The organism is Bizionia gelidisalsuginis (assembly GCF_008086185.1).
GTDB lineage: Bacteria > Bacteroidota > Bacteroidia > Flavobacteriales > Flavobacteriaceae > Bizionia > Bizionia saleffrena.
Genome location: NZ_VSKN01000013.1, coordinates 53,998 through 74,502, shown reverse-complemented (window position 1 = coordinate 74,502; position 20,505 = coordinate 53,998). Strand labels below are relative to the sequence as shown.

Genomic DNA, 20,505 nt, shown 5'->3' with positions numbered 1-20,505 from the left:
AGAGTCCATCGTCTACGCTTTACATGGAGCAGTACCGATTTGCCTCTTAAAGGGAAATCTTCAACGGTTATCTCAGGCAAGAAGCCTTTGGATTGCGCTAATTCTGATTGGTACTCCTTGGGCAGCACGTTCTTTTCTTCTAGGTAAAAATGAACCTTACCTTCTGATGATTTATGGTCTACAATTTCAAAATAATCCATAACGCCTTCCGGTAACAAATACTGTGCTAATTTTATATCCAAGATCTAATCTGTTTTTGTCAAAGATAAAGTTTCTCCCCAAGTTTTACGTTTGATCCGTTTCTAGCACCTCTAAAGTTGCACAGAACACTCAGTAATGTAGCGATTAAACGCCATACTATACCACAGGCAACAAAGAGAAGATTGCTGTCGCGAATTGCAGGTTGGTGTCTAATTATAAAGGATTACTGTTTAAGGGGCTTAAAGGGGCTGTATAGACTACCTAGTAAATTTGTGACTATTTTTTTAAGCTACATTTTTAATAATTCCTCTCAATTTTATTTCCATTTCTAGTGGTGAGAGCTATCCTAAACTAGAATGTAACCTTTCTGTATTGTACCACTGAATATAGTCTTCAATGGCAGCATATAATTGATTATACGATGTGAATTTAAATCGATATAGCCATTCGTATTTAATTGTCTTAAAAAAAACTTTCAGCTACAGCATTGTCCCAGCAATTCCCCTTTCTACTCATACTTTAAGTTACAGAGATTTGTCATTTTGTTTGAGGCATACTGAACTCCTCTATCCGAGTGAAAAATAAATCCATCGCTAATATTTCTTATTTTTCGAGCGGCAATCCAAGCTTTTATTACGGTGTTTTGAGTGGTCATATCTTCACTCAGAGACCATTCAACAACCTCTCTGTCAGCGAGATCTATAATGGTTGTTAAATAACTCCAATCGTCATTAACTCGAATATAAGTGATATCAGACACCCATTTTACTCCTAATTTTAGACTGTAAAAACCTCTATTTAATTCATTTTCAGCAATTAAGTAGTGATGGTTAGAATCTGTTGTAACTACAAATTTTCTTTTTAAAACACTTCTTAAACCCATTTCTTTCATCAGTAATCCGATATAAGAACGGGAGTAAATCAAGCCTTCTCGTTCTAGTTTTTTTTGAATCCTACAGCTACCATAAACTTCTCGACTATGCTCAAAAATAATTTTAATCCTTTCTTTTAGACGCGTTCTAGGCGTTTTACAAAACAGAATGCTTTTGTTTTTAAACCAATAATAGTAACCGTTTTTGCTAACTTTCATAGATTTGCACATCTTTTCAACTGGATATATATCAATATTATCTAAAATGAATTGATATCTTATAAGTCGCTCTTGGAGATTTGATATTAAGAGGAGAAAACATCGTTTTCGGGTTATTTGCTTACCGCCTTTTTTAAGATGTCACGCTCCATTGTTACATTCTTTAATTATTTCTTTAGCGCTTTGAGTTCTTGAGTTTCAAGAGATAATTCCTTCTTTTTTGAAAAATCTCCGGATTTCAACTTGTATTTGCGTTTCCAACGTCCAACGATACTCAGACTTAAACCTTAATCCTTACTAACTTGTTTTGTCTTAATGCCAGAATTTAATAGTTCTACTATCATAACTTTAAATTCATTATCATCCTTTTTTAACATAAATCAACTATAAGTTCATAACCTGATAAAAAACGTCACATTAAGGGTAGACACTCCAGTGCTGCAATTAACAAAATGAAGCGCTCAGCCAGAGCCTAATTAAAGAGTCAGTTAATAGTCTATTTCGGTTTAAAGAACATTTATAGAGGGCTCTAAATTTTCACACACACACACACACACACACATCAAACACCCCAAACTTAACTAATGAGAAAGATCTCTCGCGGGCACATAAAACACGTTCACTATAAGGCAAAAAAAAAGAAGATTCTTTCAAATCATCTTTTTCGTTATGTTGTAATAAGGCGTGCCTTTAAGCTTTTTCGCTAATAAGCTTTTTAAGCTGCATTAGCATCTCTTTAGTGGTCGCATCTAAATCAAAACTGTGATTCCAGCTCCAGTCTTCGCGAGCAGACGAATCGTCGATGCTTTTTGGCCAAGAATCTGCAATTTGTTGTCTGAAATCTGGTGAATAACTTATGGTAAACTCAGGGATATGTTTTTTAATCGATTCTGCCATCTCTACTGGAGTAAAAGACATCCCAGCTAAATTATAAGACGAGCGTATTTTTATCGCTTCAGGTTTAGCGTCCATAATGTCTATGGTTGCTTTTATAGCGTCTTCCATATACATCATTGGTAACTTAGAGGTTTCATTCAAGAAACAATCGTACGTTTTATTTTCTAAGGCTTTATGGTAAATTTCAATAGCATAATCTGTAGTTCCTCCGCCAGGTAATGTTTTCCAGCTAATTATACCAGGATAACGGATGCTGCGCACGTCTACACCATATTTTTGGTGATAGTATTCACACCAACGTTCGCCAACTTGTTTGGTAATTCCATAAACAGTTGTTGGTTCCATAGACGTGTATTGTGGCGTGTCTTCTTTTGGCGTTGATGGCCCAAAAACAGCGATACTAGACGGCCAAAATACTTTATTAATAAATTTAGCTTTCGCTAAATCAAGCACATTAAAAAGAGTCGTCATATTTAAATCCCACGCTTTGTTAGGGTACTTTTCTCCAGTAGCACTTAACATTGCTGCCATTAAATAAATCGTGTCGATAGCATGTTTTTCTACGCAAACATTTAGAGAGGCGTAATCCATAGCATCTACAATTTCAAAAATCCCAGAATTAACCAATTCAACATTACTGTAGTTAATGTCGCTAGCAATAACATTATCATCGCCGTGAATTGCTCTCAGTTTATACGTTAACTCAGATCCTATTTGGCCACAGGCACCAATAATTAATATTTTTGAAGGCATAGTTTAAGTGTTATGTTTTAGGAGTGCAAAAATACTAAGATTATTATTCATGATAAAGCGGTTTAACAATAAAAGATGCTCTTAAAGTTTTAGTAAAAAAAGAAACTTAAACTTATGAATACAATATATTTGTAAATCAAAACAATACCCAAAATGAAGTTTTTATATCCGTTATTTTTTTTTGCTATCCTATTGTCTTGTAACTCTAAAATAGAGCAGACAAATAATCTAGAGGCTACTCAAATCGATACGACTGCTATTACCACGCAGGATATCACGGCTCTTAAATATGTAGATTACGGTGTCGATAAAAAGGCGAAAACCACTTTAGATTCTTGGCAGGCGTACAGCGATGTGTCGCGGGCGATTACTCAAGTTAAAATTGCCGATGTTTCTTTTTTTACTGCCGATGAGGCGTTATTTACGTCTACTGTAAAAGAATTAGTAACGACGATTCCAGAGCAAATAAACACCGATCCCATACAAGCAAGAATTCTAGCGCTTACGACAAAAATGTACAAGTTAGAAGAAATGCTAAGCTTAAAAACAACGCTGAAAAAAGATAAATTAACGAGTATAAAAGAGGTGCTGCAAGCCTTCTCTTATTTAACACTTCAGGTGAATAAAAAATATGAAAAGGAAGCGCAAAACATCATAAAACCAGTATTTAATGAGATCGAAACGGAATAATAAAGTAGCGCTATTAGCGATTTTGCTCCTAAGTTTTTCTTGTAATAAGGAGGTTAAGACAGAGGTCGAAAATCAAAAAGAGGAAAGAATTCAACGTACAACTGAAGTTTCCGAAGTAACAATAAAAGAAACCGTAAATACAACCGTAAACTTATGGCATAAGGCCGCTGCTGAAGCTAATTTCGATGCCTTTTTTAATGTAATGACTTCAAATGCTGTGTTTATTGGTACCGATGCTTCCGAAAATTGGCAAGTAAAGGACTTTAAAGCGTACGCAAAACCACATTTCGAGAAGGGTAAAGCCTGGAATTTTACACCTATAGAGCGCAACGTTTACGTGTCTAAAGACCAACAAACCGTTTGGTTTGATGAATTGTTACATACGCAAATGAAAATTTGCCGTGGTTCTGGGGTGTTAACACGAGAGGATAACCAATGGAAAATTGCACATTACGTGCTGTCTATAGCTATTCCTAATCCTATAGTAAAAGACGTTATCGCGCTTAAAAAAGAGTCGGATAGTTTATTGGTTAAGCGATTGATAATTAATAAATTAAATACGAGATAATGCGTCTTTGTTGTTAAAATCGGGCTGAAAGCCCTCCGCCGGCTCCAAAACGGTTATCGTAGCTTGCCATCAATGAAAAGTTACGCGATAAGTAATATTCAAATCCTGCACTCCAAGTCGTTTCATTTGTAAAATTGTCTCCCGCCGCAAGGTTGTCCACCCAGCCAAAATCAACTTGGTACTTATAGGTGCCGAAAACAGCAGTTCTTGGTAAAATAAGTATTTCACGACTTAAACTAATCTGGGGCCTTAACTTACTGTCCATACGAACATCAAGGTTAAAAAGATAAGGGGTTAAATATCTAATTCCTGCAATAGCAGTTGTAGACACTTCATCTAAGCTATCTTCCGTTTCATTTTCAATAGTAACACCGCCAAAAACCCTTAAATAATCGTGTAGATATCTCTCGTAAGTGACTTCAGCTTCAAGATTTTTGTTCCATCCATATTCTGCTCCCACATTAAATTGGTTACGAATATTAGAAGCTGTAAAGTTAAACGCACTCATATGTGACGCCACATCCAACATTGCCCACGAATAATACTTATCAGCTTCCGAAATTAAATGTTTTAAAGGATAGTCGTCTAGGCGTTCATCTCGTGGTGTATCGTAACTAATAACTCTAGCCATTCCGCTCATCATATGGTAAAGGACATGGCAATGAAAGAACCAATCGCCATATTCGTTACCATAAAACTCTATCGTAACTTCTCCCATGGGTGGTACATTTACGGTATGCTTCAAGGGCGAATAGTCTCCATTCTTATTAAGGACTCTAAAAAAGTGACCGTGCAAATGCATCGGGTGATGCATCATCGTAAGGTTGTTTAAAGTGATTCGTGTTACCTCTTTTTGATTAATTTTTATTTTATCGGTTTCTGAAAGTGGTACACCATTGATACTCCAAATATAACGGTTCATATTTCCAGTTAGGTTTAGTAATATTTCCTTTACGGGGACATCAGCATTATAAGTTGTTTTCTCTGGGGATTTCAAATAGTTGTAATGATATTCTGAAAACAATGCCATACCGTCCATTTCTTGCATCTCCGAATGTTCTGTTTTTATATTCTCGTTTTTTGCTACGTCTTTACTGGTATTTTGATTTGATTCTTTAGACATAGTCATCTGCGAATGATTCATTTTGGTAGGATTCATTTCTTTATTGTTTGTGGAATCTTTAATACTATTCATTTTGTCCTTTCCTGAAGGTTGTTTCGTAGTATCCATACCCTCCATTTGCATCCCATATTCTGCTTTAATTTCGAAACGCTCGTCTTTATTAGGTTGAAATTTTAAAGCGTGAGCACCCATTTTCATATTCATTTGTGCCATCTTTTGCATCATTTTTATTTTATCGGGTTTAGAAACGACCTTGGCGGGTAGTGTATTTCCGGTTCCAATAAATGCAATTGCTGTTCCAGAACCATCCTGTGCCATAGCTCTAAACTCAATCTTTCCACTTTGCGGAATAGTGACGATAAAGTCGTAAGTTTCTGCTACAGCAATAAACGTTTTGTTCTTTTTTATTGGCTCGACATTAACGCCATCTGCCGAAACTAATATGGGTAGGGCACCACCAAAAGTCATCCAAAACTGAGTAGATGCCGAGCCATTTATAATACGTAACCTGACTTTTTCGCCTGCTTTAAAATTGCTGTACTTTGGCTCCTTTTTTCCGTTAACTAAAAACGCTGGGTAATAAATATCTGCAATATCAGCTCCTTCCATTCGTTGTCTCCAAAAGTCTAGTTGTGCCCCAAATGCGCCGTGGGCTATTACCTTATTTAATGGCGTAGAAGTGCCTTTTTTCATTCCGTACCATTCATTACCACGTTTTAGATTGCGTAAAACAGTAATGGGTTTTTCATTAGTCCAGTCTGAGAGCATTACAATCAAATCTTTATCATAATCTAGGTTTTTTACTTTGGGATTTATAAGAATCGAACCAAATACACCACTTTGTTCTTGTAGCATTGTATGAGAATGATACCAATATGTTCCGGATTGTTTTATGGGAAACTCGTATTTAAGTGTTTCCCCAGGACGAATTGGTGGTGTTGTTAAATAGGGAACACCATCATAAAAATTCGGTAAAATGAAACCGTGCCAATGCACGGAAGTTTCCACGTTCATTTCGTTCTTTACATATATAACGGCATACTCTCCTTCAGTAAATTCTAAAGTAGGGCCTGGTATTGTGCTGTTTACAGTCATTCCTTTAACTGTTTTACCTGTTTTGTTTACCAATTCTTCCTTAATTACTAAGGTGTATTCGCGAATAGGTAGATTTCCAATGTTTCCTTCCTCTGAAGCTTCAAAAAGATTCTGGCCTAATACGGTTTGTAAGCTCAATAAGAATAGAAGGGAGAGGTGTTTTATATGCTTCATTTTAATGTTTTTTGAAATTTATAAGCTGTCAATTACTAAATTATTTACAGAAAATTAAATATTTTTTCTTGATGTATTTTCAGCTAATTGATATAAAGTAAAGTAAAAAGCAAAGATGATGCGTAATTAAGACTTGTTTTTTTGTTAAAAATAAATCCTTTCGTGTTAATTCATTGCATAATTACAAATTTACTAAGTAGATTACAGGCTTATAAACCAATACGGAAACTTTTAATAATTATGAAAAAACTTACTCTATTAAGTGCTGTCGCAATTTTTAGTGTCGTGGCGTGTAAAAACGAGCCCAAGAAAGAAGACACAAAAGATTTAGCGAAAGTTGAACAAGTACCGGGAATTAATCTAGATTTTATGGATAATTCTGTAAAACCAAACGATGATTTCTTTACTTATGTAAACGGAAAATGGATTGAAAACAATGCTATTCCAGACGACAGAACCACTTGGGGAAGTTTTATGGAGTTACGTCAAAAAACGGACGAAGATGCATTAGCAATCTTAAAATCTGCCATGGCTGAGGATAGCGATCCAAATAAAATTGCAGTTACTGCAGGATCAGATCAAGAAAAGGCGGTGTTTTTGTTTCAAACCATAATGGATACAAAATCTAGAGACAAGCAAGGTATAGCGCCTGTAAAGCCAGAGTTAGAACGTATTGAAAAGATTAAAAATATTAGCGATTTAGAAGCTTATTTAATAGAAATGGAGCCTCAAGGTGGTGGTGGTTTCTTTGGTTTCTATGTGTATGCAGATGCTAAGGATAGTAATAAAAACGCGGCGTATTTAAGCCCAGGGAGTTTAGGACTTCCTGATCGTGATTATTACGTAAAAGACGATGCAGATTCTAAAGAAAAGAGAGAAGCTTACGTTGCTCATATTACAAGAATGTTACAGTATTTAGGAGATACAGAGGAACAAGCGAAGCAGCAAGCTGAAAGTATTTTAGCTTTCGAAACACGCCTTGCAGAACCAAAATTAGATAAGGTAGCCTTACGCGATAGTCGTAAAACATACAACCCAACGGCAGTTGCCGATTTACAAAAAATGGTGCCAGCAATCAATTGGGATACTTATTTTGAAGGTATTGGAGCTAAAGAATTAGATACGGTAATTGTTAGAGAGACTAAATACATGAAAGCGCTACAAAATGTGCTAGCCGAAGAAAATGTAGACCAGTGGAAAGCGTATTTAAGATGGAATGCTTTCAATGGCGCGGCAGGAATGCTAAGTACAGAAATTGAAAAAGCAAATTGGGACTTCTATGATAAAACGCTTAACGGTGCTAAAGCGCAACGTCCATTAGAAGAACGTGCCTTAGGAACCATTAATTGGACTATCGGTGAAGCGTTAGGAAAGTTGTATGTTGAGAAAAAATTCCCTGCAGAAGCGAAAGTAAAAGCAGAAAAAATGATTAGTAATGTTATTCTTGCTTTTGAAGAGCGTATTAAGAATTTAGACTGGATGAGCGAGGAAACAAAAACAAAAGCCATCGAAAAATTACAAGCAACTACGGTTAAAATAGCCTATCCAGATGAATGGAAGGATTATTCTCAGTTAGAAGTAAAAAGTGTTGAAAACGGTGGTACATACTTAACAAATATGAATAACGCATCTACTTGGAGCTTTAAAGAGAATTTAGATAAATTAGGAAAGCCTGTTGATAAAACAGAATGGGGAATGGCGCCACAAATTGTAAATGCTTATTTTAATCCAAGTTATAACGAAATTGTTTTCCCAGCGGCGATCTTACAACCACCATTTTATAATTATACTGCAGATGATGCTGTGAATTATGGTGGTATTGGAGCCGTAATCGGACATGAGATTTCTCATAGTTTTGATGATTCTGGGGCGCGTTACGATAAAAATGGAAACCTTAATAACTGGTGGACAGACGGCGATTTAAAGCAATTTGAAGGTTTAGGAAAAAGTTTAGCTGATCAATATAGTGCTATCGAAGTGTTGCCAGAAACGTTTATTAATGGTGAATTTACTTTAGGTGAAAACATTGGTGATTTAGGTGGTGTTTTAGCGGCTTACGATGCTATGCAAATGAGCTTTGAAGATAATGGAAGACCAGAAAAAATTGATGGTTTTACAGCAGAACAACGTTTCTACTTAAGTTGGGCTACCGTTTGGAGAACAAAAATGAGAGACGATGCCTTAAAAACAAAAATTAAAACCGATCCGCATTCTCCAGGAATGACAAGAGCGGTACAACCGTTATTAAATGTTGATACGTTTTACGAAGCGTTTAATATTAAAGAAGGTGATACAATGTACATTGCACCAGAAAATCGCGTTAGAATTTGGTAAAATGCAACAATAAATGTAAGAATTTAAAAGCAGCTCGTCGAGCTGCTTTTTTTATGTTATACTTTTGTCGTAAATAGGTTTACATTTTGAAAATTATAAACAACGTATGACTATAAATTATAAAGGCGCTGCTCTCTATTTTAAAGTGGAAGGACAAGGCAAGTCCATTGTTTTGTTACACGGTTTTTTAGAAGACAGCTCTATGTGGGACGATTTAATTAAACACGCCTCAAAAACCAATAGGGTAGTGGCTATCGATTTATTAGGACACGGTAACACCGATTCTTTAGGATATATACATACAATGGAAACTATGGCTGCGGCCGTAAAAGCAATTTTAGAGTATTTAGAAATTAAAGAAACGGCGTTCATTGGTCATTCTATGGGAGGATATGTTGCTTTAGCCTTCGCTAAATTATATCCCGTACACGTAAAAGGGGTGTGTTTGTTAAATTCCACTTTTCAACCGGATAACGAACACAGAAAAACCTTAAGAACCCGAGCAAATAAAATGGCTCAACAAAATTTTGAAGCCTTAATAAAAATGAGTTTTGCGAATTTATTTAGTGCAGAGAGTAAGATTGCGCTCGGAGTAGAATATAAGAAAGCTTTAAAAACAGCTCTAAAAACATCGCCTCAAGGGTATATGGCTGCCAACGAGGGCATGAAATGTCGCGAAGATTTTTCGGTATTTTTTGCTAAAGCAACGTTTAAAAAACAAATCGTATTGGGAGAAAAAGACACGCTTTTGGACCTCAATTTTATTTTAGAATATGCTAAAAAGAACACTATTGATACCGCTGTTTTTTCTGAAGGACATATGAGCCATATAGAAAATAAGGTCGAATTTCTAAGAAAATCAATGCATTTCATCGAAAATATATAGCTTTTTGCCGATTATTTGCTTCCTTTTACTTAGTTTTAAAGTCCCAAAACTAACTAAATGAGCAATTTACATCGAAAAAAATATTTTGTACCGCAATTGTATTGTAACCTTTTTGGACATCGCTATCAGGTGTCTAAGCAAATCACAGCGTATGTTAATGAGTACAAATGTTACCACTGCAAAAAAGAATTAACCACAAACTCGAAAGGAGGCTTAACCGAATTAACTTCAAAATTTAGAGAAATAAATTCCGTTTTAGAAAATATTCACTACAGGCGTCAATTAAAATTAAACCAGGCACCTGTAGATAAATAGAAGGAATTCTTCGGGCTGCAAACTAGCAAGATTGTACAAACGTAAAAGACATTATAATTATTCCTTAAAGGTCTTCCATCCTTGAGCTTGAAGTTGTATTTTAGTTTCTCCACGAGTTACTAAATGCGCCCCAGCACTTTCTTCGGTGATATAACCAATAACTGTTAAATTAGGATTGGCTTTAATTTTTGGATAATCTTCCTGAGAGATGGTCATTAACAACTCATAATCTTCACCGCCATTTAAAGCAATAGTTGTGCTGTCGATATCAAATTCTTCACAGGTAGAAATAACTTGTGGATCTAAAGGTATTTTATCTTCATATAAATCGCAACCTACTTTGCTTGCTTTACAAAGATGTAGAATTTCTGAGGATAAACCATCGCTAACATCAATCATAGAGGTGGGTTTAACGTCTAAATCTTTTAATAAATCAATAATATCTTTTCGTGCTTCCGGTTTTAATTGACGCTCCATAATATAAGTGTAAGCATCTAAATCGGGTTGGTTATTTGGGTCCACTTTAAACACTTCTTTCTCGCGTTCTAAAACTTGTAGTCCCATATAAGCGCCACCAAGATCGCCAGAAAGCACTAATAAATCATTTGGTTTTGCGCCACTGCGGTAAACTTCTTGACCTTTTTCGACTTCACCAATAGCCGTTACAGAAATCATTAATCCAGAATTAGATGATGTTGTATCGCCGCCTACGACATCGATATTGTAAATCTTTGATGCGGTTTCAATTCCAGCATATAGCTCTTCTAAAGCTTCCAATGGAAAACGATTAGAAACGGCAATCGATACCGTAATTTGTGTTGCTTTTGCATTCATAGCATACACATCAGATAAATTTACAACAACGGCTTTATATCCTAGATGCTTTAAAGGCGCATAGCTTAAATCAAAATGCACGCCTTCAACTAATAGATCTGTAGTAACAACAATGTTTTTGTTTTCAGGATTAATAACTGCCGCATCGTCACCAATACTTTTAACGGTAGATTCGTGTTTAACGTCAAAATTCTTAGTTAAATGCTCGATTAAAGCGAATTCTCCGAGTTCACTTAAAGGTGTACGTTGTGGGTTTTTGTCTTCTATCATAAACGCAAAAATAATAAGCCTATATTTAAGTAGCGCCTATTCTTGTTCTTTTTGTGAATTATTTAATGTATTAGTTATTAAACGGTTGTCGATTTTAACATAAATTCTAATTAAGTAACCTTTTTAAAATATTAATTTCGCAATAGTCACGCCTAAAAACAGTTAAAAGAGTAGCTAATTGGCGTTAAAACAAATAAATAATGAAATACGGGTATAGATCTTTATGTTTTTTAATGCTTTGCGTAGCTTTTGTATCGCTCGAAAGCTGTTCGGACGAATCAACGGATGCTTTGGTAGAAACGACTGGTATTAACACTGGTAGTGATGCCGATAACGATAATGATGGCATTGCCGATGCTGAAGATAATTGTCCTACAATCGCAAATCCAGATCAAACTGATGCCAATAATAATGGTGTGGGAGATGTTTGTGAGTCGTCTGCTGAATCGTTATTTCCTTGCGAGAATGGTTTTGCTGGCATTTATCCGTGTAACGATTACGATTTATTAGCGCATATAAGTACAGAAATACTAAGTGGAGAGAGTGATATTGATGGAAGTGATATTTGGGGCTGGACAGACGCTACAACAAATAAGGAATATGCTTTAGTGGGTCTCGAAAACAGTACTGCCTTTGTAGATATCTCTAATCCTACAGCACCCATTTTTTTAGGTCGATTAAATTCTAATTCAGGAACAAATTTTTGGAGAGATGTAAAAGTCTTTAATGATTTTGCGTTTATAGTAGCCGATGGTGTGGGAGATCATGGTATGCAAATCTTTGATTTATCCAGATTAAGAACGGTTACCAATCCCCCAGAAACATTTACGGCCGATGCTATTTATACCGGTGTAGGCAGTTGCCATAATATTGTTATTAACGACAGTGAGGGCGTAGCGTATTTAGTAGGGTGCAACTCTGCCAATGGTGGCGGCCCTATTTTTGTGGATGTTTCAAATCCATTAAATCCTACCTTTTTAGGTGAATATACTGCTTCAGGTTATACACACGATGCGCAAGTAATAACGTATAACGGGCCAGATACCGATTATTCTGGCAAAGAAATTTTAATTGCTAGTAATGGAACTAGTGGCAGCGGTACGAATAAAGTGGTGATTGTAGATGTCAGCGATAAGACCAATCCGGCATTAATTTCAGAGATAACGTATCCGCAAGCTGCTTACACCCACCAAGGTTGGTTTACCGACGATCAACGCTATTTTATTTTAGGTGATGAGTTAGATGAACAAAATTTTGGAGTAAACACGTCGACCTTTATTTTCGATTTTGCAGATCTAGATAATCCTGTATTGTCTTCAAAGTATACCGCGCAGTTTGATGCTATCGATCATAACGGTTATGTTAAAGGCAACGAATTTTACCTCGCTAATTACCGTGCGGGATTGCGTGTTTTTGATATTACCAATATTTCTTCACCTACAAACCCGATGACCGAAGTAGGATATTTCGATACCTATCCCGATAACAATAACACGGGGTTTAACGGCGTCTGGAGCATTTATCCATATTTTAATAGTCAGAATATTATTATAGGTGATATTGAAGGGGGCTTATTTATTGTGAGAAAAAGTAGTTTATAATGTGTTTAAAAAAAATAGTGTTTTTATGTGTTGCGTTAGGGTTTATAATGAGCTGTTCTAAAGATAGCGACATCGTAAAGGGCGCACCCAATACCGTGTCTGAGATTTTTGCCGAAGTAACCACAATTGGAGGGTCTAAAAATGAAAGCGGCCAAAGTGTAATTTCTACCTCCGATGGCGGTTATGCTATTCTAGGATTTACCCAAAGTATGGATGGGGATGTAATAGGAAAGCAAAACGAAAGTTACGATTATTGGGTATTAAAATTCAACGCTAATAGTGAGTTACAATGGCAAAAAACGTTTGGTGGAAGTAATGGAGATAAAGGCTTCGATATTATACAAACGCAAGACGGCGGTTATGCGCTTATAGGGTCGAGTTTTAGCAACGATCAAGATGTGTCTGTAAATAACGGGGCAGAAGATTTTTGGTTCGTAAAACTAGAGGCTTCTGGCGCTTTATCGTGGGAGCAATCTTATGGTTATTCGGGTGTGGATTCTGGGTTATCCGTGATAGAGACCACCGATGGCGGATATTTTATTACCGGCGTTTTAGATGTGTCAGCCTCTGGTGGCGAAGGGAATTCGAAAGGGATTCAGCATGCCGGAGGTGATTTCTGGGGATTAAAACTAAATGCCTCGGGAGTGGTGGAATGGCGCAAATATTATGGCGGATTTTTTACCGATACGCCTTACGGTGTGGTCCAAACGGATGATAACGGTTTTATACTTGTTGGTTCTAGCGATAGTGCAGATACGGATATCTCAAATAATATAGGCGATTACGACTTTTGGGTGGTTAAAATTTCTGAAACTGGCGTTTTAGAATGGGAGAAATCTTACGGAGGTACAGAGATAGATGAAGCGCGAGCCATTGTGAAAACACCCGATGGTAATTATGTAATTGCTGGCGATACCCGAAGTTTTAATACCGATGTATCGAGCAATAATGGTCTGGCAGACCTCTGGCTTATTAAAATAACACCTAATGGAAACTTACTTTGGGAAAACACCCTTGGTGGTGGTAGTTTCGATGTCGCTCGCGATATTAAAAACACAGAGGACGGCGGATTTTTATTAGCAGGAAGCTCACGAAGTTCCGATGGAGATATTACACAAAATAATGGGCAAAATGACGCGTTAGTCGTAAAAGTAAATAGTCAAGGGCAATTACAATGGCATAAAACTGTGGGTGGTAATAATATCGATTTTGCCTATGGTGTTGCCGAGTTAAATAATAAGACTATTATTGTTGTTGGTGAATCGTCAAGCAGCGATCAAGATATTAATGAAAACAAAGGGTTTACCGATCTTTTGCATTTTAAAATAGATTAAAAAAAATGAAAAACAGTTATACTTTATTGTTATTGGTTTTCGTCGCCTTTTCTTCTTGCGGAGATGATTTAGATGATAATTTAAAAGCTTCAGCAGCAACGCAATTTAAGTTCACTCATCAGTGGAACGCGCGTACTGTGAGTAGTGCCGATTTCAATACGTTACAATTCATAAATGCCAATGGCGAGGAGTTAAGTGTTGAGCGGTTACGTTATTTAATTTCAGAAGTCACATTTACAAGAGGGAATGGAGAGGATATTGTAATCGACGGTCATCATTTAATAGATGTTACTGAAGATTCAGGGTTAACCTACACGCCCGAATTAGAAATTCCGACAGGGTTTTATACAAACGTTTCCTTTACGTTTGGTTTAAATAATGAAGCTAATATGCAGAATTATATTGATTTAAATTCGGTATCTTTTAACGTGCCCGAGATGCTAGGTGGAGGTTACCATTATATGCAAATGGATGGAAAGTTTGTAAATTCGGCGGCGGAAGAAATGGGGTATAATTACCACGCTATAAGGGCGGTAGATAATGTTGGGTCCAACCCAACGTTTCCACAAGACACTTTTTTTACCGTCAATTTAGGGGCGGTAAACATTGCAAGTGAGACTATTGTTGAAGTTAAAATGAATATTGCAGAATGGTTTAGAAACCCGAATGTATGGGATTTAAACGTATTAAATTCGGTATTAATGCCTAATTCTGAAGCGCAAATACTAATGAGTGAAAACGGACAATCTGTATTTTCTCTAGGAACTGTAACACCCTAAATAAAAATGAAACGTTTAAGTGTACTTGTGTTGTTAGTTTGTTTAGCGTGGTCTTGTTCTAAAGATGATGCAGCGGCGTATGAGGCTGTTTCAACACCATTGCCCTTAAAAATACCACCTGTATTTAAGGAAAACTTACTCAGCCCGATTATTCCAAATAGCAATCCGCAAACTATAGAAGGCGTTGCTTTGGGCAAAAAATTGTTTTTCGACCGCATTTTATCGGGAGACGAAACACAATCGTGTGCGACGTGCCATTCGCCGCAACACGCGTTTTCAGACAGCACACCAACAAGTGCAGGAATAGATGGTGATTTTGGTACGCGTAATGTAATGCCGTTATTTAATTTGGCTTGGAATTACGGCGAACGTTTCAATTGGGACGGTAGCGAACTCAGTATCGAGCGTCAGGCGTTAACTCCCGTTCAAAATCCTATAGAAATGCATAGCAATTGGGACGACGTCGTTTCGAAATTAAGTAATCATTCGGAATATCCTACTTTGTTCGAAAACGCGTTTGGTGCTTTTCCTATTACAAAAACGCTAACTACAAAAGCATTAGCACAATTTGAACGCACATTGATTTCAGGAAATTCAAAATTCGACAAATATCTTTTAGGTGACGCTACTTTAACGCCGCAAGAACAAAATGGGCTTCACGTTTTTATGGACGAAGCCCGAGGCGATTGTTTTCACTGCCACGGGAGTCCTAACAATCCATTATGGACTGATAATATGTTTCATAACAATGGATTAGATTCTAGTTTTGCCGATTTAGGTTTGGGGGCGACTACTGGAAATCCTAGTGATAATGGTAAATTTAAATCGCCTTCCATTCGCAATTTGGCCTACACAGCTCCCTATATGCACGATGGTCGTTTTGAAACTATCGATGAGGTTATAAATCATTACAGTCAAGGACTTCAAAATTCTTCAACTATAGATCCCTTAATGAAAAAAATAAATCAAGGTGGCGTGCAATTAATACCTCAAGATAAAACCGACTTAAAAGCCTTTCTTCTCTCGCTTTCAGACCCTTCTTTTCTTAATAATCCGGAGTTTATTAACTAATAAGTTTTGCCTATTTGCCCATAGGCTAATATAATGTTACTAAGTATTGTAACGCGGGACATATATCGTATATTTGTAGCCTATTTAGATTAATTCTAATACAAATTATGATAAAGGTTTCTGAAACAGCTAAGAAAAAAGTCGTGCAACTAATGTCGGAAGAAGGTTTTGACTACACAAAACATTACATACGTGTGGGTGTTAAAAGTGGTGGTTGCTCTGGTTTATCATACGATTTAAAGTTTGATAAAGAGCAAATTGAAGAGGATAAAGTATTTGAAGATAACGGCGTAAAGATTATCGTCGACAAAAAAAGTTTTCTATACTTAATCGGGACTACACTGGAGTATTCTGGAGGTTTAAATGGAGCAGGCTTCGTTTTTAATAATCCGAATGCGAACCGAACGTGTGGTTGCGGAGAATCATTTTCATTATAACATTTAAAAAAGAAAGATTGAATTATGTCGAAGTATACTGAAGACGATTTAAGAGAAGAATTAAAAACCAAGGAATATGAATATGGTTTTTATACAGATATAAAATCTGAGACGTTTCCTGTTGGCTTAAATGAAGACGTTGTACGCGCTATTTCTATGAAGAAAGAAGAGCCACAATGGATGACTGATTGGAGACTGGAGGCTTTTAGGGTTTGGCAAGAGATGGAAGAACCAGAATGGGCTAACGTGCATTACGAAAAGCCAGATTTTCAAAACATTTCGTATTATTCAGCGCCAAATAGTAAGCCTAAATACGATAGTTTAGATGAGGTAGATCCTGAGTTGTTAGCTACTTTTGCTAAGTTAGGAATCTCTCTAGACGAGCAGAAAAAATTATCTGGTGTTGCTATGGATGTGGTGGTAGACTCAGTGTCTGTTGCTACAACATTCAAGAAAACTCTAGGAGAAAAAGGTATTATATTTTGCCCGATTTCTGAAGCAATTAGAGAGTATCCAGAACTAGTAAAAAAATACTTAGGAACAATCGTTCCGCAAAAAGACAACTTCTATGCGGCGTTAAACGCTGCAGTATTTAGTGATGGCTCTTTTTGCTATATACCAAAAGGGGTGAAATGCCCAATGGAATTATCTACGTATTTTAGAATTAACCAAGCCGGAACAGGCCAGTTTGAAAGAACTTTAGTGATTGCCGACGAAGGAAGTTATGTGAGTTACTTAGAAGGTTGTACGGCGCCAAGTAGAGATGAAAATCAATTACACGCTGCGGTTGTAGAGCTTATTGCTTTAGACGATGCTGAAATAAAATACAGTACGGTACAAAACTGGTACCCAGGAAATGCCGAAGGTAAAGGGGGTGTTTTTAACTTTGTGACCAAAAGAGGATTATGCGAGAAAAACGCAAAAATTTCTTGGACACAAGTAGAAACAGGAAGTGCCGTGACTTGGAAATATCCAAGCTGTATTCTTAAAGGGGATAACTCGATAGGAGAATTTTACTCGATAGCAGTAACAAACAATTACCAACAAGCCGATACCGGAACAAAAATGATTCACTTAGGTAATAATACTAAGTCGACTATTATTTCTAAAGGAATCTCGGCAGGTAAATCTCATAACTCCTATCGTGGTTTAGTGCAAGTGAGCCCAAGAGCACAAAATGCCCGTAACTTTTCACAATGTGACAGTTTATTAATGGGTAATGATTGTGGAGCACACACTTTTCCGTATATAGAAGTTAAAAATAAAACGGCGCAAGTAGAGCACGAGGCAACAACTAGTAAAATTGGTGAAGACCAGCTGTTTTATTGTAACCAAAGGGGTATCGATACAGAAAAAGCCATTGCATTAATTGTTAATGGGTTTAGTAAAGAGGTGCTAAATAATTTACCAATGGAATTTGCTGTAGAAGCGCAAAAACTATTAGAAATTAGTTTAGAAGGATCTGTAGGATAATAACGGGCAAAACAAGTAGTGCTTAAATAGAAATACAATGAAAAAAATACTTCTTTTATTTATAGGTCTTGCTTTACTAAGCTGTAAAGAAACGACATTGTTTGAAGGCGAGTATATATATTATGCAGATGCAGCCGTGTTACAAGTAGGAAATAATGCTATTTACGGGGTTATTTTAAACGAAAAAACAAAAGAGTTAAACGCGCAAGCTAAAAGCTTTAAAGAGGCACCTACAGATGGCGTTTTAGTGCAAGTAAGAGGATACATTGTACCAAAGCCGGAGGGTGAAGAAGGCTGGCCAAATAGCATAGAAATTAAAGAAATAATTAGCGTTAAGAAGCAAAATTCAGATCTTAACAAAGCAGTAATTTTAGAACAAAAAGGATATGTTGAAGATTAAAGACTTACACGCAAGTGTTGAAGGTAAACCTATATTAAATGGTATTAACTTAGAAGTTAAGGCTGGAGAAGTACATGCTATTATGGGACCAAACGGTTCTGGTAAAAGTACATTAGCTTCAGTGATAGCTGGTAAAGAGGAATACGAGGTAACTAAAGGTGAGATTATTTTAGAAAACGAAGATATCGAAGAGCTTTCAGCAGAAGAAAGAGCGCATAATGGTATTTTCTTATCTTTTCAATATCCAATAGAAATACCGGGTGTTTCTGTAACAAACTTTATAAAAACAGCCATCAACGAAACACGTAAAGCTAAAGGCTTAGGCGATATGCCAGCAAAAGATATGCTTAAAATGATTCGTGAAAAATCTGAGCTTTTAGAAATTGATAGAAAATTCTTATCACGTTCTTTAAATGAAGGGTTTTCTGGAGGTGAGAAAAAACGTAACGAAGTGTTCCAAATGGCAATGTTAGAGCCAAAATTAGCCATCTTGGATGAGACGGATTCTGGTTTAGATATCGATGCGCTTCGTATTGTAGCAAATGGAGTGAATAAATTAAAATCTAAAGATAATGCCGTAATAGTAATTACGCACTACCAAAGATTGTTAGAGTATATCGTTCCCGATGTTGTACATGTATTATATGAAGGTAGAATCGTGAAATCTGGAGGAAAAGAGCTAGCGCATGAGCTAGAAGAAAAAGGTTACGATTGGATTAAAGAAGAAGTAAACGCGTAAAACTTAGTGCGTAGTTATAGAGTAATGCGTCCTTAAAACGACTGCAAACTGAACAACGACTAAAGACATAACAACAATGGATTTAAAAGAAAAATTGGTATCATCCTTTTTAGCATTCGAAGAAAGTATCGATGCACATTCGCCTGTGCACGATATTAGAAATGAAGCTATAAAGACCTTTGAAACCCAAGGCTTTCCTACTAAAAAAGAGGAAGCTTGGAAATATACGTCGTTAAATGCTATTTTAAAACACGATTATAGCCTGTTTCCAAAGCAAGAGAATGCTATAGAGTATAAAGACATTAAAGAGTACTTTTTAGACGATATCGATACGTATAAAATTATTTTTATCGATGGTAAGTACTCCTCTCATTTATCGCAAACAACGCATGACGGAATAGATGTTTGTTTAATGTCTTCGGCATTAAATAAACCGAAATACAGACAAATAATCGAAAACTATTTTAATAAAATAGCTACGAAAGATAGTTTAACGTCTTTAAATACAGCTTTTTCTAGTGAAGGAGCTTATATTCATATTCCTAAAAACAAACTGGTAGAAAAGCCAATTCAAATTATACACTTTTCTACGGGTAACGAATCGGCATTAATGTTACAACCACGTAACTTAATTGTTGCGGATGAGAACTCAGAAGTACAGATTTTCGAGCGTCATCAAAGTTTAACCGATAACCCTGTGCTTACTAATAGTGTTACAGAGATTTATACGGCAAAACGTGCAATTGTAGATTATTATAAACTACAAGACGACAATAGTAACGCCTCGTTAATTGATAACACATTTGTAAACCAAAAAGATCAAAGTCACTGCTTAGTACATACCTTTTCTTTTGGAGGAAAATTAACGCGTAACAACCTTAATTTTTACCAAAATGGTGAGCGTATAGACTCAACGATGAAAGGCATCACTATCATCGGTGATAAGCAACATGTCGATCATAACACATTAGTGCATCATATTGAACCAAACTGCGAAAGTCACCAAGATTATAAAGGTGTTTTCGGAGATAGTTCTACGGGTGTATTTAATGGTAAAATTGTAGTTGAAAAGCGAGCACAAAAAACCAATGCGTTTCAATCTAACAATAACATTTTGCTCAGCGATAAAGCGTCTATTAATTCGAAACCGCAACTTGAAATTTTTGCAGATGATGTAAAATGTTCTCACGGATGTACTATTGGACAATTAGATGAGAGTGCTCTATTTTATATGCGATCTCGTGGTATTCCAAAAAAAGAAGCAAAAGCTTTATTAATGTATGCGTTTAGTAATAATGTTCTGAGTTCGGTAAGGATTCCAGAATTAAAACAACGTATTACAAATTTAATAGCTAATAAATTAGGTGTAAATATTGGTTTCGACTTATAAAAAACACTAAATAATAGTATTTAAAAAAGCCGTTTCTATTCTATAGGAATG

18 protein-coding genes and 1 pseudogene are annotated in these 20,505 nt (G+C 36.2%); 14 read left to right on the top strand and 5 right to left on the bottom strand.

Annotation, left to right across the window (positions count from 1 at the left end):
- The 3 genes and pseudogenes from ES677_RS10520 to ES677_RS10510 form a co-directional block, all read right to left on the bottom strand.
- Positions 1–242: ISAon1 family transposase N-terminal region protein (locus tag ES677_RS10520; RefSeq protein WP_148381214.1), on the bottom strand; the 242-nt coding region annotated here is incomplete at its 3' end.
- Between the two features lie 300 nt (positions 243–542).
- A pseudogene (locus ES677_RS10515) lies at positions 543–1,668 on the bottom strand (IS3 family transposase).
- A 313-nt stretch (positions 1,669–1,981) separates the two neighbouring features.
- Positions 1,982–2,941 carry an NAD-dependent epimerase/dehydratase family protein gene (locus ES677_RS10510; RefSeq protein WP_148381213.1) on the bottom strand — a complete coding sequence of 320 codons (960 nt, stop codon included), beginning with the start codon at positions 2,939–2,941 and terminating at the stop codon, positions 1,982–1,984.
- 153 nt (positions 2,942–3,094) lie between these two features.
- Between ES677_RS10510 and ES677_RS10505 the strand changes: the two genes are divergently transcribed.
- Entirely contained in the window at positions 3,095–3,631 is a 537-nt protein-coding gene (locus tag ES677_RS10505; protein ID WP_148381212.1) for a hypothetical protein, read from the top strand.
- A complete protein-coding gene (locus ES677_RS10500; protein WP_148381211.1) occupies positions 3,612–4,199 on the top strand; it encodes a nuclear transport factor 2 family protein in 588 nt (195 codons plus the stop codon). Before ES677_RS10505 ends, ES677_RS10500 begins: the two co-directional genes overlap by 20 nt.
- Positions 4,200–4,212: 13 nt before the next feature.
- Here the strand turns inward: ES677_RS10500 and ES677_RS10495 are convergent, their stop codons facing one another.
- Positions 4,213–6,591: a multicopper oxidase domain-containing protein gene (locus tag ES677_RS10495; protein ID WP_148381210.1), complete on the bottom strand. Its 2,379-nt coding sequence runs from the start codon at positions 6,589–6,591 to the stop codon at positions 4,213–4,215.
- Positions 6,592–6,831: 240 nt separating this feature from the next.
- Here ES677_RS10495 and ES677_RS10490 point away from each other — a divergent pair, with 240 nt between their 5' ends.
- The 3 genes from ES677_RS10490 (at position 6,832) to ES677_RS10480 (ending at position 10,126) form a co-directional block, all read left to right on the top strand.
- Complete coding sequence (locus ES677_RS10490; protein WP_148370601.1) at positions 6,832–8,925, top strand: M13 family metallopeptidase; 2,094 nt, start codon at positions 6,832–6,834, stop codon at positions 8,923–8,925.
- A gap of 106 nt (positions 8,926–9,031) precedes the next feature.
- Positions 9,032–9,811 (top strand): alpha/beta fold hydrolase, encoded by a 780-nt coding sequence (locus tag ES677_RS10485; RefSeq protein WP_148381209.1) that lies wholly within the window; start codon positions 9,032–9,034, stop codon positions 9,809–9,811.
- A 57-nt stretch (positions 9,812–9,868) separates the two neighbouring features.
- Positions 9,869–10,126, top strand: coding sequence for a hypothetical protein (locus ES677_RS10480; protein WP_148381208.1), 258 nt, complete (start codon positions 9,869–9,871; stop codon positions 10,124–10,126).
- 57 nt (positions 10,127–10,183) lie between these two features.
- Here ES677_RS10480 and thiL read toward each other — a convergent pair whose 3' ends face one another.
- Positions 10,184–11,230: a thiamine-phosphate kinase gene (gene thiL / locus ES677_RS10475; RefSeq protein ID WP_148370604.1), complete on the bottom strand. Its 1,047-nt coding sequence runs from the start codon at positions 11,228–11,230 to the stop codon at positions 10,184–10,186.
- Positions 11,231–11,430: 200 nt separating this feature from the next.
- On the opposite strand from thiL, the gene ES677_RS10470 reads away from it, so the two are divergent.
- The 9 genes from ES677_RS10470 to sufD all read left to right on the top strand — a co-directional run bounded on the left by ES677_RS10470 (position 11,431) and on the right by sufD (position 20,454).
- The gene (locus ES677_RS10470) at positions 11,431–12,831 is read left to right on the top strand and encodes a choice-of-anchor B family protein (protein ID WP_170235059.1); all 1,401 of its coding nucleotides are present in this window, start codon (positions 11,431–11,433) and stop codon (positions 12,829–12,831) included.
- On the top strand, positions 12,831–14,165 hold the full coding sequence (locus ES677_RS10465) for a hypothetical protein (RefSeq protein WP_148370605.1): 1,335 nt from the start codon (positions 12,831–12,833) through the stop codon (positions 14,163–14,165). Before ES677_RS10470 ends, ES677_RS10465 begins: the two co-directional genes overlap by 1 nt.
- 5 nt (positions 14,166–14,170) lie before the next feature.
- The gene (locus ES677_RS10460) at positions 14,171–14,944 is read left to right on the top strand and encodes an MbnP family protein (RefSeq protein ID WP_148381207.1); all 774 of its coding nucleotides are present in this window, start codon (positions 14,171–14,173) and stop codon (positions 14,942–14,944) included.
- Between the two features lie 6 nt (positions 14,945–14,950).
- Positions 14,951–16,015, top strand: coding sequence for a cytochrome-c peroxidase (locus ES677_RS10455; RefSeq protein ID WP_148381206.1), 1,065 nt, complete (start codon positions 14,951–14,953; stop codon positions 16,013–16,015).
- 107 nt (positions 16,016–16,122) lie between these two features.
- Positions 16,123–16,452: a HesB/IscA family protein gene (locus ES677_RS10450; RefSeq protein WP_148370608.1), complete on the top strand. Its 330-nt coding sequence runs from the start codon at positions 16,123–16,125 to the stop codon at positions 16,450–16,452.
- 24 nt (positions 16,453–16,476) lie between these two features.
- Positions 16,477–17,925, top strand: a complete 1,449-nt coding sequence (gene sufB, locus ES677_RS10445; protein ID WP_148370609.1) for a Fe-S cluster assembly protein SufB — start codon at positions 16,477–16,479, stop codon at positions 17,923–17,925.
- A 37-nt stretch (positions 17,926–17,962) separates the two neighbouring features.
- Positions 17,963–18,325, top strand: coding sequence for a hypothetical protein (locus ES677_RS10440; protein ID WP_148370610.1), 363 nt, complete (start codon positions 17,963–17,965; stop codon positions 18,323–18,325).
- On the top strand, positions 18,312–19,064 hold the full coding sequence (gene sufC, locus ES677_RS10435; protein WP_148381205.1) for a Fe-S cluster assembly ATPase SufC: 753 nt from the start codon (positions 18,312–18,314) through the stop codon (positions 19,062–19,064). Before ES677_RS10440 ends, sufC begins: the two co-directional genes overlap by 14 nt.
- A 76-nt stretch (positions 19,065–19,140) precedes the next feature.
- Positions 19,141–20,454 (top strand): Fe-S cluster assembly protein SufD, encoded by a 1,314-nt coding sequence (gene sufD / locus ES677_RS10430; protein WP_148370612.1) that lies wholly within the window; start codon positions 19,141–19,143, stop codon positions 20,452–20,454.
- Positions 20,455–20,505 lie beyond the last annotated feature (51 nt).